This is a genomic window from Komagataeibacter oboediens, from assembly GCF_018491655.1.
GTDB lineage: Bacteria > Pseudomonadota > Alphaproteobacteria > Acetobacterales > Acetobacteraceae > Komagataeibacter > Komagataeibacter oboediens.
The window spans coordinates 165938-183613 of the sequence record NZ_JABLUU010000005.1; the positions used below are offsets into that span (position 1 = coordinate 165938).

The following is a 17676-nucleotide window of genomic DNA, read 5'->3' on the forward strand; positions in this document are numbered from 1 at the left end:
TTATCGTCACGATAATGCCACAAACGGGGCGGCGGCAAGGAATTTGTTGCACCTGATTCTTAGTTGCATTATCCGTAAAAAGTGCCAGATTACGGCGGCCGGTTCATGTCAAAAACAGGAATCAGGCCAATATCTGTTAAGTATAAAATTGTAACAGGGATAAAAATATGACCCTTCTGAATGATGGAAACGTCCGTACGCCTCTTTCATCCCAGGTACGTGAAGCGACCCACCAGATCCATGATGATCTCAATCGTATCGTCATGTCCCGTGGCATGTTTACGGATGCTGCGGGCTATCGGAACTTTGTGTTGATGCAGTATCTTTTTCATCGGGATATGGACCCGCTTTACAGCCGTGATGATCTTGCCTGTATCGTGCCCGATCTGGCGGCAAGAAACAGGTTCCGGCAGGTGAGTGCGGATATGGAGGATCTGGGTATCGGCTTCCCTGCCCCGCGCATGTCTGTAGCTATTCCCGATCCCTCGACCGCCCTCGGATGGCTTTATGTAGCGGAAGGTTCCAAGCTCGGGGCCAACATCCTGATCAGGCTCGTTGATAAAATGGGGTATGGTGTCAGTTTCGGCGCGCAGCATCTGGCTCCGGATCCGATGGGACGCGGGAGTTCCTGGACGGCCTTTCGTGATGCAATTGACAATGCGCGACTGGATGCCGGACGCTTTATTCATGGCGCGCGCGAAAGTTACGCCCATATGAAATCGTTTGTTCCTGCATCACAAGATAAAATCAGGACTGCCACGACATCTCTCTGAGTGCATATGGACACGTGCCTGACAGCGGCCTGGTTGCGTCCCTGCCGCTGACGTGCTCACGTGGATCAGGTATGAATGGTGCGCCAACGCTTCCGGCGGCTGCCTGCACAGTGACCCTGCCAATTCGTGGCTCTGTTCTGTTGCTACGGCAAGACGTCGGTAGCGTTTGGGTGCGTGGTTGAAACGGTAATGGACGCGCCCTGCACGGCCAGCCCGTATTGGGCAGCCAGTTGTCGCAGCAGACTGGCAATCCCGGGGGCGTTACAGGGAATTGTCCGTCCCGTGTCTGCTTCGACAAAGGTGATTGCAATCCTGCCTGTGCGGGCGGGGGCAATACGGTAACGCAGGACACGGTCGGAAGACACGTCGCGTCGCACGATACCATGCGCAACAAACAGGTTCAGGTTACGCTGAATGGAAGCCAGGCTGGGCGCGCGATCCTGCATCATTCGCCCCAGCGTGCGCCATATTTCGGTGGCCGTCATGCCCGGACCGGCCTCGACGATCCCATGTAGCAGGACACGACGCAGGCTGGTCATCCTGACGCATGCTTTCTGGCAGCGCGCTTCGAGCCGCCGGACTGCGTTAGGGTTCGCGCCCATGCCAGGGCGAATTCCATTGACATCAGGTCCAGCGCGGCGACGGTTCAAGAATACGGGCATCTGCTAGCCCCCTCTTGTTATCCATTAATGATCAGTTGTGGTGGAGATAGAATTCCACCGGAACCGTGAGTGTGATGAGTTCGCCTGCGACACTGTCCGGCGGGATGGGTAGCGGTTGGGCGCGTTTGGGCAGCGCTATGGCTTCCTGATCCAGCAGCGCATGGCCGGAGCTGCTGGCGAGTGTGACCGAGAGCACATGGCCCTTGCGGTCCATGGAAAAGGTCACGGTCGGCACGCCTTCCTGATGGTCGGCCATGGCGTCGGACGGGTAGCGCTTGAACTTTTCAAGCTGCGCCAGCAGCGCGCCCTGCCAGGTCACCGGGTCATGCGACGCATGGGCCGATGACGAACCGGGCGCAGGGGCCGCCTGCGTGGGCGCCGGTGGCGCTTCCGAGGACGGCGGGGCGGTTGTGGCCTCGGCGGGTGGCGTCCTGTCCGGGACTGGCTTTTTCAACTGCGGTACTGGCTTGCTCTTCTTGACGATCTTGCGTGGTTTCTCAGGCTTGGGCACCGGGACTGGCGGATTGGGTGCTGGTGATGGTGGCGCTGTGATCTTCGGTGGCTCGACCGGGGCCGGATCGGGGATGGACTGGGTCTGTTTGGGGCCGATCGGCGCATCCGTTGGTGGCGTCGGCGTCGAGACGGGTTCGGGAGCCATGTCGATGGCAATGGCCGCAGGCGGTGATTCGGGCACGGCCATGACCGGTGGCGGCAGGCGCATGATCCACCAGACCGCCCCGCCATTGACCGCGAGCACGGCGAGGAAGGACAGGCCCCAGCGGAGTGCATCGTGGCGCCGGGCCAGATGGGCCTGCCTTTTCTGCCACTCGGCAAAGGATGGCGGGACCGTCTCTTGTGTCATGCCAGCAGGATGCGTTGTACCCGCCATGTCAGCCGTGCCGCTCACGGCGTGCCTCCTGCAACGGTAGCCGTGGCAGGAGCACTACCGGAGGTTGTGGAACTGGTCGGCACCGTTGTCGTGCCAGCTTCGCTGCCCTCTTCCTGTCCCTGCAGATTCACAAGGGCGACCTTGAGGTAGCCAGCGGAACGTAGCTTATCCATCACGCCCATCAGCGTGCCGTAATCGACCGTCTTGTCGGCGCGCAGGAAGATTCGTTCGTCCTTGTTACCCTTGGTGGCACTCTCCAGCGCACCCACCAGACCATCCATGGCGATGTCATCTTCTCCCAATGCCAGGCCATGGTCGGCCTTGACGGTGAGGAACACCGGGTCATCGGGGCGTGGCGTGGGCTTCTCGGTCGAGGAGGGCAGGTCCACCGGCACGTTCACCGTGGTCAGCGGAGCGGTGACCATGAAGATCACCAGCAGCACCAGCATCACGTCGATGAACGGGGTGACGTTGATCTCGCTGGCTTCGTGCAGGCTTTCATCGGTGTGGCGCATGCGGATCATGGCGGATCACTCCGCCGCTGCCGTGAGGACATCACGCGCCTGCGGGCCAAGCCGTACGATGTTGCCCTGCGCCATGAGCATCTGTGTGCGGCCGAGATCGCGCGACACCAGACGCATGACCAGCGCTGTGAGGTCGGCCACCTGCGCGCGGCAGGACGCTGTCTGACGGGCAAGATGGTTGTAGATCACCACCGCCGGAATGGCCGCGACCAGACCCAGCGCTGTTGCCAGCAGGGCCTCCGCAATGCCGGGTGCGACGACGGCGAGGCTGGTCGCCTTGCTGGCCGCGATACCGGTAAAGGACGTCATGATACCCCAGACCGTGCCGAACAGGCCGATGAAGGGCGACGTCGCGCCGATGGTGGCCAGCACGCCGGTACCACGCAGGAGCCTGCGTCCCTCGGCAGCTTCCAGTCGCTCAAGGTGTAGGACGATGCGTTCCTTCAGCCCTTCTCTGTCATCGGGGATGTCGGCAGAGCGTTTGCGCTCAGTCTCGGCGGCCATCACCAGCGTGTGGGCAATGGACGAATTCTCCCGTGTCCATTCCTCGCCGAGGTCCAGTGTGTTGGCCTCTTCCAGCGCTTTCTCGGCCTTCTGGAGTTTCAGGCGCACGCGCAGCAGTTCGACCGACTTGGCGATGAAGATGGTCCAGGTCAGCAGCGATGCCACAGCCAGCAGGATCATGACGCAGCGGACGACGGGACCGGCGTTGAGGAACATATCCCACGGGGAGAACGAGATCGGGGTCATGACTGACCTCCTTTGACAGACGGGGTGCGACACCATGCCCGCAGCAGGCAGGCGAGCGTCACAACGAGGGGAATGGAAAGAGCAGCCCAGGACAGGGCCAGCCAGACGCCGTGCTGGCCCAGCAGGGCGGACAGCAGGCCGAAGGCGGTCAACAGGCCCAATGCAATCGGCCACGGCCAGACGGCGACGGACGGATGCCGGGCGACATCAGGCGAAGACGACATGGGGATTTCGGGAGAGACGGCATTCATCGGACTGTCCCCGCCGTCAGGGCAGGAACAGCCGCATCGTCTGCGTCATCCAGTTCATACCCCAGCGCCCGCAGACGGGCATCGGTGGCGATCCTGCGCTTGCTGACCCACAGCAGCAGGCCACTGACCAGCACACCAATCACCACCACATCGAGCAGCGCCCACAGGATTTTCAGCGGCATGCCGCCGTAATCCCCGAAATGCAGGGGGCGGGAGACTTCGAGGAAGCGCAGGTACCACGGCATGGGATACGCCCCGGTCAGTTCGCCCGTGCGGGCATCGACCAGAACCGGGGTGAACAGACGCGCCCGCAGCGGGGTCGCTCCTCTTGTCCAGAGCACGTAATGCACGGGGCTGCCGAAGGAGGCGCCGGGGAAAGACAGGCCAGTCACCTCATTGCCGGGCGCCGCTTTTGCCGCTGTATCGAATGCCGCCTGCACGGACGACAGGTGCTCTTGCGACGGCACCGGCAGATTTGCGTAGGGACGCAGGATCTGCCGTACATCGGTGACACGCCACAGGCCAAACAGCGGCGTCTGGAGTTCGTTGACCAGCCCGGTAAAGCCCACCACCATCGCCCAGACCAGCGTGGTCGCACCCAGCAGATTGTGTAGGTCCAGCCAGGTCAGGCGCGAAGCGCGATCCGTTCGGACAGAACCGAACGGCAGCCGCTTCATGAGCCGGCCATACAACACGGTGCCGGACACCAGCGATGCCACGAACACCGTCCCCATCGCGCCCATGAACAGCGCACCGGGAAGGCCCGCGAACAGGTTCATGTGCAGGCGCGTGCAGGTGCCAAGGATAATGCCGGTCCAGGTGCGCGGCTCTTTCGGGGCGTCGGCCGGGCGGGACTGTTTCAGCACCTTTGCCGTACGGGCGTCGAACTTGATCCAGTGACCGGAATGATGGTCGGGATGGTTCTCGTCGTCCTTCAGCGTCTGCCAGCTCGGCGCCATGGAGACAAGCACAGCCGGTTCATCGTCATCCGGATTGACACTGGTGATGATCTGGCCCGGATAGAGCCCCCTCGCCTTCTGCACGATTACGTCGAGACTGGCATTTGGTATATCCGCGGGCAAACTTGCGTAAGGCGGATCGTCATCACCAACGAAAGTATCGAATATCTGCTCGGAAAACAGCATCGGCAATCCGGTTACGCATACGATCAGAAGGAAGACGGTGCAGACAAGGCTGGTCCACTTATGAACGCTGAACCACCGGCGAAGGGCGCGGCGTGTCATGGGAACCATCATTTTAATAATGATTGTGAGAATGAGTTGCAAATAAAATCTGCACCGGTTTCAGCCTGTTCCATTGCGTCGTGCCTCTGACTATCCCGAAAAAATCAGCAGGCGTCCGGCCCTGTCGTCCTGTCAGCAGACCGGCCGGAATGCCGCCTCTGTTATAAAGACGAACCAGCGGCGGATTTTTTCATAAGAAACCCGGTTTTTATATTATCGGTGGGACCATGGTGCCCTTTTCCGATGGATGGCGTCCTTACTATGCCCGCGTGGCATGCCTCTCCTGCCCCGTTCCGGTCGGGTGGCTGTCGTTTATGATGCGCCCTTCATCCAGATGGATGATATGATCAGCTGTCGCGAAATAGCGGTCATCATGCGAGATGACGATCAGCGTTCGCCCTGCCGCTTTCAGTTTAGGCAGGATTTCAGTGTAGAAAACACGGCGGAAAACCGGGTCCTGATCGGCTGCCCACTCGTCCAGCATCAGGACTGGCCGGTGTTCGGCCAGCGCCTGCACCAGCGCCAGACGCCTGCGCTGTCCGGTGGAAAGGTCGGTGGTGCTGAAACGGCCCTGCTCCAGCCTGACCTTGTGGGCAAGGCCCAGCCGTTCCACCCAGTATGCCGCAAGGGCCAGGGTCCGTTCATCGGGGTGCGGCAGGTTCTCAAACAGGAAATAATCCGTGAACACCGTTGCAAAAAGCTGGCGGTATGCGGCGACGTTTTCCGCCGTGACCGGCACCCCGTCACACAGCACGGTGCCCTCGGTGGGCGCATACAGGCCCAGCAGCAGCTTGACCAGCGTGGTCTTGCCCGCGCCATTGCCCCCGGTGATGAACATGATCTCGCCATGGCGGATGGTCAGGTCCACCGGCCCCAGTATGAAGCCGGGCGCAGCCATGCCATCCGGGTGGTAGCTCACGCCATGGAGGGTAATGGCATGGTGGAAGGTGACCGCATCTTCCGGGCGCAAGTCAGGCAGCCTGCCATCGGGCAGGTTGGCGGTCAGGTCGGCAATGCGTTGCAGGGCGATTTCGGTCTCGGTCATGGCTGGTAGCGCCTGCAGAACCCGTTCCAGTGGCCCGCGCGCATAGAGCAGCACCAGCACCGCGCCAGTGGCGGCAGGGGTGGACAGTCCCGTAAGAAAACGTGTGCCCAGCAGCAGGGCCACGGTCAGAAAAAAGAGTGCTTCATGAACGGAATCAAATAACCAGAACCGCCGCATGGCCGTGGTTTTCAGCGTTGCGATACGCGATGCGGCCCCACCCAGCAGGGTATGATGCACATGGTCGCGCCGCATGTGGTTGAGCTGCAGTTCCCGTGCCCCTTCGGTAATGGTGAGGTACTGGTTTTGCAGCCTGTCTTCCATGCTGCGGATTTCACGGTAATCAGACCGCCACCTGCGCCGACGCCATACCGTCAGCGCCGCACCGCAGGCAAAGGACACGATCACGATCAGGCAGGCTGGTGGCGACAGGACGGCCAGATAGATCACGCAGGCCAGCACCACAGCCAGGGAGACGACATAGCCCGAGAAATTGAAGGTAAACGCGCTGACAGTACTGATATCGCCATTCAGGATGGCCAGCATCCGGTGCGGTTTATGCCGCTCCAGCGTGGCCAGCGGGGTGGCCAGCACGCGGGCGGCGATCTCATGGCGCAGACGGGTGATGATCTTCTGGCCGGCTGCGCTATTACCAATCCCGGCAAGGGCTGACCCCGCAATGGACAGCACGCACAGTCCCGCAAGGTTCAGTGCCAGGGCTGCGTTCAGCCTGTCGGGCGCATGCAGGGCATCATTGATGCCTGATAGCAGCCATGCGCTTGCAAGCCCGCCTGCCGTGCCAACAAGCGTCGCCCCCAGCGTTACAGGCCATAACGGGCGTTGCAGACGCCACAGGGCACGCAGGACGCCGGTATATGAAGACTGCATGCGGTTCATGACGGGCACCTCCTGCAGGAAATGACGATGGAATGAACCGTTTTTTCAGCTTGGTTTTACCAGCTATAGCTCAGGTTGCCGTAAACACGCCGCCCCTGCCCGATATAGCATGAGTAAGTACCACCACATGAAGTGATGTAATATTTGTTGGTCAGGTTGGAGATGGACAATTGTCCCCGCAATCCCTTCAGTATGGGCGTGGCCTGTCCGAAATCGTAATGCGCGCCGATATCAAACAGGGTGTACGCGGGGACCTTGAAGCTGTTTACATCATCGGAATAGGTAAAGCCGTTATACCGCACGCCGCCATTGATGCCGAAACCCTTGAGGTAGCGCGTGGGTAACGTGTAATCTAGAAAGGCGGAGGCCATGTTGCGGGGAATCCCCTCGCCTATGTATTTCCCCTTCTGTGATACTGTATCCCCGGTCGTGCCGTTAGGATATTTCTGGACGCTGGTCAGGTTGGTGCTGAGATAGGTCGCGGCATCATAGGTATAGGAAGCCATGAACCGCAGGTTGCGGGTAAAGTTGGCGTTGGCCGAAAGTTCGAACCCCTGTGAGCGCACGCGTCCCGCATCCGCGGAAAAATTCGGGTGGTCGGGGTCGGTAATCAGGTAATGGTCTTCCTCGATCCGGAAAGCAGCGGCCTGCAGAAAGATTTTCTGGTCGGGTGACTGATATTTCAGCCCTGCTTCAAGCTGTTTGCCGGTCAGCGGCGGGAACAGGTTACCCTGCCAGTTGCGCGAACTCTGCGGCACGAAGGATGTGGAATAGCTGAAATACGGCGCCAGGCCGAATTTGAACTGATAGACCAGCCCCGCGCGCCATGTGAAGGCCGCCTGTGGCCGTGGCAGGGCACTGGTGCGGGTATAGGTGTAGGTATGGGTGGCGTTCTCGTTGCTCGTCTGCGCTGTATAGCCATGATAGTTCACCCAGTCCTGCCGTCCGCCAAGGATAACGGACAGCCCCTTGTATTTAAGCTGGTCCTGAAAATAGATGCCTTCCTGGAAGTAGCGCTGGTGGCTCTGGTAGCCGGTAACAATGCAGCTTGCGGAATGGATATCCATGCAGGGCACGTAATTGCTCTGCGGGTTATAGACATTGACCAGCGTGTAGCCATCCTGCCCCGGATATCCGTTGCTGCCGCCCGTGTGGTCGGTCTGCGACCTGTCCGCGCTGGTGTACTGACGGAAATCCGTGCCAACTACCCAGGTATTCGTAACCGGGCCAATCGGCAGTTTACCGCTTACGCGCGTATCGAGTCCGACGGTGGTGCTGGGCCAGTCGCTCTCGACGGGAGAACGGGCATATAGCTGGTCAGTCACCATGCCTTCGCCGCGCATGAGCACCTTGTCACGAAATTTCGAACTTTCAAAACGCATGGTCTGGCTGAAATCGATCCAGCGGTTGAAGGTATGCCTGAACTGGTATTCAAACATGGCATCCGTCTGGCCTGACTTGTTCCAGTTCCTGTCACCCAGGAAACGGCTGCGGGGAATGCGGCCATAACCGTTGGTATCAAGCAGCACGCTGGGCGGAAGCTGCGTCATGTTGATGCCATCGCCGGGTGTGTACATATAGCTGCCCAGAAGGGTCAGTGAGGTTTTGTGGTCTATGTCCCATGTAATGGAGGGCAGGACGCCTACGCGGTGATAGTCGATATAGTTGGTCTGCGTGCCCTGGGTTACGCCAATACCGGCAATGCGGTAGCGCACGTTCCCTGATTTCGTGACCCTGTCACTGACATCGAACGTGGCCTCGTACCGCCCCCAGTTGCCAAAGCCAAGGGTGACATTGCGTAGCGGGGTATCGGTCGGTTTCTTCAGGCTCATGCCGATCAGGCCGCCCGGTGTGGTCTGGCCATACAGCACCGAGGCCGGGCCGTTCATGACCTCGATACGCTCAAGGAACGCGGTCTCCCCCGCGCTGTTGGAATATGACCGGATGCCATCGACAAACTGCGCGGTGGCAAAGCCACGCTGCACGATACTGCCGTTATTGTAACCACTGCCGACGCCATTGGCGAAGCCGCCCAGCCCCTCCACATGCACGCCGGGGGTGTAGCGCAGCGCCTCCATCACGTTCTGGGGCTGCTGGTCGATCATCTGCTGTTTGGTGATGACGTGGATCGAGTTCGGTATCTCGATAATGGGCGTGTCGGTCTTTGACCCGGTCAGGGTATTGGTGGCCACGTAGCCTACGCCGGGTCCGGTGGCACTTTCATGCGCCACGGTGCCGCCCACCCGCACGGGGCCCAGCGTGATGCTGGCGGTCGCCGCTTTCTGGATGTAGAATGCGCCGTCCCGGCTGGAAAATGTCAGTCCTGTTCCACCCAGCAGTCGCCCGATTGCGTCCGGCACCGAAAACGTGCCGTTCAGGGGGGCGACCGTGATATTCGGTATGCTGTCGGCAGCAAAGATCATGCGTACGCGGGCCTGTGTGCCCAGATCCACCAGCGCATCACGCAGGGGTTTCTGCGCGATATGGAAGGACAGGACCGTGCCAGTGTTGACCCCGGCGGATGGTGCGGCCAGCGCACCCGCGCATGTCAGGCTTCCGTATGTAGAAAGGGCCACTGCTGTCAGCAGGATATGACGGAACCGATTGCCTGTAGCGGTGGGGGTATCAACGCTTGCTGCCATGGAAATGTTGCCTGCCGTATTGCAAATGCGAATTAAGATCAATTCGTCTCACAAAACATGACGGGCCACGCCAGCAGAACTTAATAGCGGTTGCACGTTCAGGGACTTTTTTTTGCAGGTCAGGACTGCTTTGCCTGCTGCCCGCGCCGGATCAGCCGGGAAAGCTGATAACCAAAATACGCCCTGCCACTTCGCGCATGGACCCGCCAGAGGACGTGACCAGCATGCGCAGGCTGTCGGCAGGGCGCTGCAGGTCATACACGCCTCCCACCAGCCTGCTGGCGGGTATGGTTCCGCGCACGATGACATAGCCGGGATAATGGCGGCGCAATATACCCAGCATATCCGCGACACTGACCGCACTGGCACCAAAAAGGCCTGTATTCCATGACCCGACACTGTCAGGTGAAATGGCGAAGCGGCGCACGGCCCCGGTTTTTTCCGTAATATCGATCTGTTCACCGGCATTGACGGTCTGCTCGGTTGCTATTCCCGCCTGTGGCGCGCGCAGCCCGACCGTGCCCTCACCAACCCCCAGTACGACGTGTCCAGCCCCGCTGCGCACGTCAAATACCGTGCCAATATCGCGTGACACCACGCCATCGGCCTCCACCACGAAGGTCCGCCGGGGATCATGCTTGACCTGAAACAGAGCCTCCCCTTTCAGCAGCACGACTCGGCGTGTATCGCCTTGCATGTGCACGGCAATGGCGGATGCGCTGCCTAGGGTCAGATGACTGCCATCATCCAGGGCAATCTGGCGCGTCTGGCCTGTTGTCGTGGTGTAATCCGCCTGAAACCATAGGCGCAGCGAAGGCGCGCAGGCAAGGACAATGGCCGCTGCTGCCGCAGTTGCCAGCGCCCCCGTCCACCATCTGCGGACCGGGAAGCGATACAGGTTGTCGGGTATGGGCTTTGACGCGGGCCGGGCCTGTGTCGCGCCCTGCAGGGCCATCTGGCCAAGCAGGCGGACCCGCAATGCCTGCTGCCATGCCCGTTCATGCGCGGGATCAGCCTGCCGCCATTGCTGGAGTTCAGCCTTCAGGCGACTGTCTTCGGGATCATCCTGCACACGGAGAAGGAACGAAAGGGCCGTATCGGCAGCGTCAGGCGGGGAATTGTCGGTCATGGGCCCATATGCTTTGCAGGCAGGACATGCGCTTTTACATCTCCCTTTTTGTCTGACGATTGAACGGTATGGAAATTAACGCCGGCAGGTGGGGCTTCATTCGTCACCAAGCTGCTCGGTAATCCGCTGGAAGGCCTGCTGGAGCATGGCATGCACGCGCGGGGAACTGACGCCGAGGATCTCGGCCACTTCACGCTGTTTATGGCCATAGAGCTGGCTCAGTTCAAACGCGCGGCGGGTGCGCGGGGGCAGGCCGTCAAGGCAGGCCAGCACGCGACGGAGTTCATCCTGGCTGGCCAGTTGGCGTTCGGGCGTCAGGATTTCGATGGCATCGGGGCGCGGGATATCCACGTCCCCTGCCCCGTCAGTGCATGTGGTCCGCCTGTCGGAAGAACTGATGGCCTGCGCATAGGCAAGTTCAACGGCTTTTGCCCGGCGTGCATCAATGGCGAGGCGGAAAATCACCCGTTTCAGGTAACCCAGCGGGTGCTGGATGTCCTGTGGCGCGGCCCCGGCGCGGATGATGCGGATATAGGCGTCCTGCACGATTTCCTCGCCCCGCCATGCGCAGCCCACGACCCGCGCCGCCAGCGCGACAAGATGGCGTCTGTTGCTTTCAAGGACTTCCAGAAAAATCTTGTCCGCGTAGGACACGGGCATCGCCTCCAAGGAGATCGACGCACGGGGCTTTGCCTTGTCGCGCGTCGTCTCTCCCGCTGTTTTCATGTCCTGTAATAATAATCATTCGCATGTTCAAGTTGCGTATGATGTGGCCGATATTTCGTATGTCACCGTCGGGACGCATGCGACATGCTTTCTGATTTTTTGTAAAAATATAATTAAATCAGTATGTTGTATGAAACCATCCAAAAATATCGGACGACGGTTGGCGCGCGCTGTTATTTCCTGCCGGGATGGATCGTCTATATGGGATACCTTCGCTGCATCATGCGATTATCGCATAGCTGATAATCAATATTTGCAGTTATTGCCAGCTATACATCACCTTGCCGATCACATTGCGGTTCGCGCCGATATGGCAGCCGGTATCGTCCCCCCGCGCAGCCGGGATAGTACCGCTGGTTGAGCAGGTTCTGGGCTGTGACCTGAAACAGCATGCCCTTCATCCGTGGGGCTACGGCATCAAGGGAATACAGTGCCTGTTGATTTTCACTGAGAACTGACCCGGGTTTTTCATCAGGAATTGACCCAGCCAGATGCTATTTCAGGCATAGTCGGGCGGGCGGTCAGGAAGAGGATCTGTCCTTTCTGTTTTTTGACGCGGCGGTGCTGGCGCGGAACCTGTAGCTGTCATTTCCTGTCTCGAGGATATGACAGTGATGGGTCAGCCGATCGAGGAGCGCCGTCGTCATCTTCGGGTCACCAAAGACGTCTCCCCATTCACTGAAGCTCAGATTGGTTGTGATGATGACACTGGTGCGCTCGTAGAGGCGGCTGAGCAGATGGAACAGCAGGGCGCCCCCAGATCCGGAAAGGCGGGCAGATCCTGCCAGATCTGGCGTCGGGCATCCTGCACGGTCTTCTCGATCTGCCCTTTCTCCCATCCTGCTGCCGGATTGCAGAAAGTCGCCTCGAACAGATAATGGCTGGCCAGGGCCATGAAGCGCAGATTGACCTGACGTGCCTTACCAGAGCCAATCCGGTCCACGGCGGTCTTCATGTTGTCAAAAATACCCCGCCGTGGCACGCCAACGGGCACGCGGAAGGCCTCGGTAAGCGCATCAAAAAGCATCTCCTGGGTCTGCAGGGGACAGGCCCTGAGTATGAAGGCCCGGCTGAAGGACAGTCTGGTGTGGGCAACCTGCAGCTTGACGCGATGTCCGGCAATGGACCGCCCAGTCCTCGCTCCAGTCGAACTGGAAGGCTTCCACTGCCGGATGAAAGCGGCCACCCGTCCGTAGGATCCACCATAACCCAGTACCACAAGGTCTTCATGCAGTCGTCGCGCCGTGCGCCGGTTCTTGTGGGGGCGGGCGGCTTTCAGGACCAGCCATCCCCTCAGCCTGTCAGCAAACGGGTCCAGTCGGCTGGGACGTTCGGGTACCTGGAACCGTGGTTCAATACTCTGTGCCCGGAGATATTTCCGGATCGTATTGCGTGACAGTCCCGTCCGGCGTTCGATCTCGCGGATCGGACGATGATCCCGGCAGTGCCACCGACGGATCACACTCAGAAGCTCCATGTCAATCACGCCTCAAACCCCCGGCAGATGCTGCCGGGGAGTGTGAAGGCATGGGTCAAATCTCGATGAAAATTTCCGCCCTACCCAGATCAGGAAGCAACTTTTCGGACGTCGCGACTGTCATAAGGAAGCTTTTTCAGAAATCGGTCGAAATCGTTCCCGTCATGGAAAAACGTGGCATGACGTAGAAATTCGCCCCGCCACCGCCAGCTGCAGTCTGTCCATTGAGCAGGGTGACATCATGCATGTTGTAAGCCACGCCCGTCGTGCCGACACGCACGATGGAACCGGTCAGGTTGGTGAAGTTCAGGCGAAAGGTCGGCGTTTTCATGAAGGAAATCGGGTGGAAATGATAACCGAGCGCCAGGGTATCGGTGACGAACCCCGGCATCCGTTCATCACCAACCATGGTAACGGATTGGGGGCCAGTATAGTGCAGGCTGAAATTGCCGAAGAAGCCTTCATTGGCATAGGTCAGCCCGAAATTCGCCATCACGCGAGGCGTGGCAATAGCTTGCTTGCCCTTGGTCGGTAGGTAGGAATTGCCATAGGCGATGTTGGAATCCATCCGGCCATACAGGTATTCAACCGATGCATAAGGGCTGAAATGATGGAACTGACGTCCTGCGATCATGGCGTCAATGCCGCGCACCGTTTCGTTCCCGGCATTAACGGTCGCGTACTGTGTTGTAGGCAGGTAAACGGACAGCAGGCGGTTGGTGATGTTGGAATTGAATACCGAAACATCGGCAATCACCCATTTGTTGTTAAAACGATAGCCAAGCTGTTCGGTAATGGAATATTGGTCCTTGGGCAGTGTCGCCATGCCGGCTGGCAGCGCCGATGGCAGGGGCTGACGGAAATCGCCTTCCGCGTTCATGTAGATCTGGTGATGCTGGTTGAAACGGTAGGCAACCGCCAGATGTGGCAGCGGTGCGGTCGTGTTTTCCCCCAGCCTCGTGCCGCTGCCCAGCAGGCCGCTTGAACGGTCCCAGTAATTGGACATGACATACTTGAATCCGGCATTAACTGTCAGTCTGTCATGCAGGTATTTCGCGCTGTCCTGAATAAAAAACGAGTTCAGTTCATAGCCGGCATGGTCAGTACTGACCAGTTTTTGTCCCTGCATGTTATATAGCATCTGCTCAGAATTATCGGTTTTGGGATTCCGCCCCGATGCCATGGTCGCCATGGTTGGCGAGAATTCGGATACCGCGTTATTTTCATACCAGTAACCAAAGGTCAGGCGGTTATGGTGGTCAAGCTTGTAACTCAGCTTGGCCACGACACCGACATCAGGTGACCATCCCTGCGCGTAATAGGTGCTAAGCTGCTGCCCGTTGGCCGCAGGCGTACCATTGCCGTATTTGCATCCATTTGCGCACGCGCTCGTCGTACCAACGGTTCCCGCTGACGAGCCGTCCCAGCCAAAACCGGTGCTGAGATAGGATGTTACGTCCAAATCAAGCCTACGGTTTATGACCACATGCACCGGAGCGCTGACAAAAAACTGGTTCCAGGAATCCAGGTTGCTTTTCCAGTAATCCCCAGCATTCGCAGCCGTCGGGTTCCAACTGGCCGTCCGGTTAAAGCCTTCGCCGGTATGTTTATAATTGTAGAACTGGGCCGCCGTCGCGTAATTGTCGATGGTAAACATCGAGTTGTTCCACGAGGTAAACAGCTTGATGTATGATCCGTTATTGAAATCCTTCTGCAGCCCGAAATCCACATGTTCGCGCTGGTTTATTCCGCCGCCCATCCACTGGCGTGAATGCGTGTTGGAAAAGGACACATAGGCGCGCACACCCGAATGCCCGATATAGCCTGACTGCAGGCGAATGAATTCGCGCGACATGTTATTGGTGCCATACGAAAAATCCATCGCTCCACCACGCTTGGCGCTGGGTGTGATTGTGCGTTCATCCAGCGCACCGGCCGACGCATTGGCGGTCGGCATGTCCACCTGTGAACTGCCGGGGGTGACATTAACGCTTTCAATATTTTCTGAATCGACGTTCTGCTGCAGGTACGCCGCAAGTGAGGCTGGCGCCCCATCCAGCATCAGCCCCATATCAGCATCCGTAAAGCCACGGATAAAAATCGAACCTCCCTTGATGCCCGAAGTATCCGGCATAGCTATACTTACGCTTGGGAGGTTTTGGATTAGGTCTAGACCCGTAGATGTCGGGCTGCGCATGTCAATATACTGCTTGCCTACGCTCTGTACTGCATGGGGTTCGGTTTCAATCCTCATCATCCCGCCGCCCCCATCCCGGGCATGACGCGAAACATGCACTGCCAGTGTTTCCGGCTGGCTGGAAGCCATCTGATGCGTGGGTGCCGTGTGATGGGGCACGCCGTGGGGCTGCGGGCGAGCCGGGGGTTTGTGCACTGCCGCGGGCCGCACGGTCTGCGCACGGGCATTATGACCAAAAAAAACCGCTGTCAGCGCGACTGCTCTGACAAACGAATGTAAATAAACCCGATTCATTTATTCTTACCTTTCGGCGGCAGCGCACAAATAAGATATGTTTCCAACGACCTTTATACTATATTGATTTGTTCGCATTTGTATTTCATACAAAAGACGCAATATCCCGAATATCTGAGGATATAAAAACGATAATATATATCTTTTCTGGATCGCAATAAGATTCTAACCATATGATCAGGTTTTTAAGATCGTTGCAGAAATGGCACATTGCGTCAGGACTGACTTATCATGGAAAACTGTTTTTTTCGGTCGACTCCACGATATCCGGCCATTGCAGCGCCAAACGCGGCAGAACGGATGCCCGACCTGCCCGCCATGGTTCCACGGAGCGGGATAGGACCAGTTACTGCTTTTTTGCCAAAGACCGATTACGCTTTGCCGACGCGCCTGCGTGGCAGGAAACGGTCTGGACGCCATCTGAGGGAGATGCTCTTTTGAAACGAAAAATCATTATTGATACCGACCCGGGCCAGGACGACGCGGTTGCCCTTTTCTTGGCGCTGGCTTCACCCGAAATAGAAGTACAGGCCGTTATTGCCGTCGCAGGGAATGTGCCACTGGCGCGGACAGGTGAAAATGCCCTCCGCATTATGGAAATGGCTGGTTTCCCCCATATTCCCGTTTTCTGCGGCGCGCCACGTCCTTTACGGACAATCCAGACTACGGCTGAACACGTGCATGGTCCCACAGGGTTGGATGGGATCGACCTGTCTGTTCCGCCTGCTATGCCCCTTCAGACGCGCAATGGGATCATGTACCTGATCGAGGCTGTCCGCAATTCGGAACCGGGCGAACTGACTCTGGTCATGCTGGGCCCGCTTACGGATCTGGCCCTTGCCCTGACCCTTGCCCCGGATATTGCGGGGCGCATATGCGAGGTCGTGCTGATGGGCGGGGCATGGTCGGAATTGGGCAATATCACACCTGCGGCTGAATTCAATATCTATGCCGATCCGCATGCCGCCGATATCGTGTTCAGCGCCGGTATCCCGCTTGTGGTGCTACCATTGGATGTCACACATAAGTGCCTGACCCTGCCTGAGCGACTGGAAGCGCTGCGGGCAAATGGCAATCGCTGCTCCAACGCAGCGGTGGATATGCTTTCGTTTTCAGAACGTTTCGATCTAGCCAAATATGGCTGGAAGGGCGCGCCCCTACATGATCCTTGCACCATTGCGTGGCTGCTGAAGCCCGACATTTTTGGCGGGCGTCACGTCAATGTCAGTATCGAGACGCAAGGCAGCCTGTCGGTGGGCATGACGGTTGTGGACTGGTGGAAGGTGACAGACCGCACGCCCAATGCCCTGTTCATACGGGACGTGGAGGCCGATGCTTTCTTTGAGCTCCTGACCACGCGACTGGCCACCCTGCCCTGAGCGCACGTAACCTGGGGGTGAGCTGATGATCCGGTCCACCCGCAGGTCTTTCGGCCGGTCTGCCCGTTCGCACCGGCTGCGCAAATACGGCCCTTTTTCCCAAAGAGCCACGGTAAAGCCCGCGTTGATGACCGCCGCGTGCTGAGCGGCATCATTTTTGTCAATCGGAACGGCTTGCGCTGGCGCGATGCGCGCCGGGAATACGGTCCACATAAGACGCTCTACAACCGTTGGATGCGCTGGGACGCCATGGGGATCTTCGCCCGGATGATGGACGGTCTGGCTGCCGGAAAGGCAGAGCCCCAGACCATCATGATTGATGCGACGTATCTCAAGGCACACCGCACGGCTTCGAGCCTGCGGCTAAAAAAGGGGATCCAGGTCGCCTGATCGGTCGCACCAGAGGCGGCATGAACACGAAGCTGAATGCGATCACCGATCAGAGCGGACGACCGCTGAGCTTTTTCATGACTGCGGGACAGATCAGCGATGATACCGGTGCCGCTACCCTGCTGGACAGTCTTCCTGCAGCACAATGGATGCCGGGAGATCGCGGGTATGACGCCGACTGGTTCAGGGACGCCCTGGAAGCGAAAGGTATAAAGCCCTGCATTCCAGGACGGAAATCTCGCGGAAAACCGGTCAGATACGACAAGAGAAAATATAAACGCCGCAATCGCATCGAGATCATGTTCGGAAGGCTCAAGGACTGGCGGCGGGTTGCAACCCGCTACGACAGATGCCCGACCATCTTCTTCTCGGCCATCTGCCTCGCCGCAACCGTCATGTTCTGGCTATGA

General features: G+C 58.7%; 15 protein-coding genes and 1 pseudogene. 3 read left to right on the top strand and 13 right to left on the bottom strand.

Annotated features, from left to right (window positions below):
- The first annotated feature begins 167 nt into the window (after nt 1–167).
- Nucleotides 168–773 carry a biliverdin-producing heme oxygenase gene (locus HNO79_RS06675; protein ID WP_214164883.1) on the top strand — a complete coding sequence of 202 codons (606 nt, stop codon included), beginning with the start codon at nt 168–170 and terminating at the stop codon, nt 771–773.
- 143 nt (nt 774–916) lie between these two features.
- Here the strand turns inward: HNO79_RS06675 and HNO79_RS06680 are convergent, their stop codons facing one another.
- From HNO79_RS06680 to HNO79_RS06740, 13 genes and pseudogenes are all read right to left on the bottom strand, one after another.
- Nucleotides 917–1312, bottom strand: a complete 396-nt coding sequence (locus HNO79_RS06680; protein ID WP_234448215.1) for a Fur family transcriptional regulator — start codon at nt 1310–1312, stop codon at nt 917–919.
- A 154-nt stretch (nt 1313–1466) separates the two neighbouring features.
- Complete coding sequence (locus HNO79_RS06685; protein ID WP_408885681.1) at nt 1467–2342, bottom strand: energy transducer TonB; 876 nt, start codon at nt 2340–2342, stop codon at nt 1467–1469.
- Nucleotides 2339–2848: a TonB system transport protein ExbD gene (gene exbD, locus HNO79_RS06690; protein ID WP_214164882.1), complete on the bottom strand. Its 510-nt coding sequence runs from the start codon at nt 2846–2848 to the stop codon at nt 2339–2341. The genes HNO79_RS06685 and exbD overlap by 4 nt, the downstream gene beginning before the upstream one ends.
- Nucleotides 2849–2854: 6 nt before the next feature.
- Complete coding sequence (gene exbB, locus HNO79_RS06695) at nt 2855–3598, bottom strand: tonB-system energizer ExbB (protein ID WP_214164881.1); 744 nt, start codon at nt 3596–3598, stop codon at nt 2855–2857.
- Entirely contained in the window at nt 3595–3849 is a 255-nt protein-coding gene (locus tag HNO79_RS06700; RefSeq protein ID WP_214164880.1) for a hypothetical protein, read from the bottom strand. Before HNO79_RS06700 ends, exbB begins: the two co-directional genes overlap by 4 nt.
- A complete protein-coding gene (locus tag HNO79_RS06705; protein WP_214164879.1) occupies nt 3846–5093 on the bottom strand; it encodes a PepSY-associated TM helix domain-containing protein in 1248 nt (415 codons plus the stop codon). Before HNO79_RS06705 ends, HNO79_RS06700 begins: the two co-directional genes overlap by 4 nt.
- A 259-nt stretch (nt 5094–5352) precedes the next feature.
- A complete protein-coding gene (locus HNO79_RS06710) occupies nt 5353–7032 on the bottom strand; it encodes a cyclic peptide export ABC transporter (protein ID WP_214164878.1) in 1680 nt (559 codons plus the stop codon).
- A gap of 56 nt (nt 7033–7088) precedes the next feature.
- Nucleotides 7089–9674, bottom strand: coding sequence for a TonB-dependent siderophore receptor (locus HNO79_RS06715; RefSeq protein ID WP_214164877.1), 2586 nt, complete (start codon nt 9672–9674; stop codon nt 7089–7091).
- A gap of 151 nt (nt 9675–9825) precedes the next feature.
- On the bottom strand, nt 9826–10803 hold the full coding sequence (locus HNO79_RS06720) for a FecR family protein (RefSeq protein WP_214164876.1): 978 nt from the start codon (nt 10801–10803) through the stop codon (nt 9826–9828).
- 96 nt (nt 10804–10899) lie between these two features.
- A complete protein-coding gene (locus HNO79_RS06725; RefSeq protein WP_214164875.1) occupies nt 10900–11529 on the bottom strand; it encodes a sigma-70 family RNA polymerase sigma factor in 630 nt (209 codons plus the stop codon).
- A gap of 521 nt (nt 11530–12050) precedes the next feature.
- Nucleotides 12051–12296, bottom strand: a pseudogene (locus tag HNO79_RS17390) (ATP-binding protein); the annotation flags it as partial.
- A complete protein-coding gene (gene istA, locus HNO79_RS06735) occupies nt 12215–13006 on the bottom strand; it encodes an IS21 family transposase (protein ID WP_275954677.1) in 792 nt (263 codons plus the stop codon). The pseudogene HNO79_RS17390 and the gene istA, both read right to left, overlap by 82 nt.
- A gap of 136 nt (nt 13007–13142) precedes the next feature.
- Complete coding sequence (locus HNO79_RS06740; RefSeq protein WP_408886976.1) at nt 13143–15497, bottom strand: TonB-dependent receptor; 2355 nt, start codon at nt 15495–15497, stop codon at nt 13143–13145.
- A 173-nt stretch (nt 15498–15670) separates the two neighbouring features.
- Here HNO79_RS06740 and HNO79_RS06745 point away from each other — a divergent pair, with 173 nt between their 5' ends.
- Nucleotides 15671–16876, top strand: coding sequence for a nucleoside hydrolase (locus HNO79_RS06745; RefSeq protein ID WP_338034399.1), 1206 nt, complete (start codon nt 15671–15673; stop codon nt 16874–16876).
- Nucleotides 16877–16960: 84 nt separating this feature from the next.
- A protein-coding gene (locus HNO79_RS06750) for an IS5 family transposase (RefSeq protein ID WP_408885700.1) occupies nt 16961–17676 on the top strand; the annotation gives its coding sequence in 2 pieces (ribosomal slippage) (nt 16961–17234 and nt 17234–17676; 717 coding nt in all).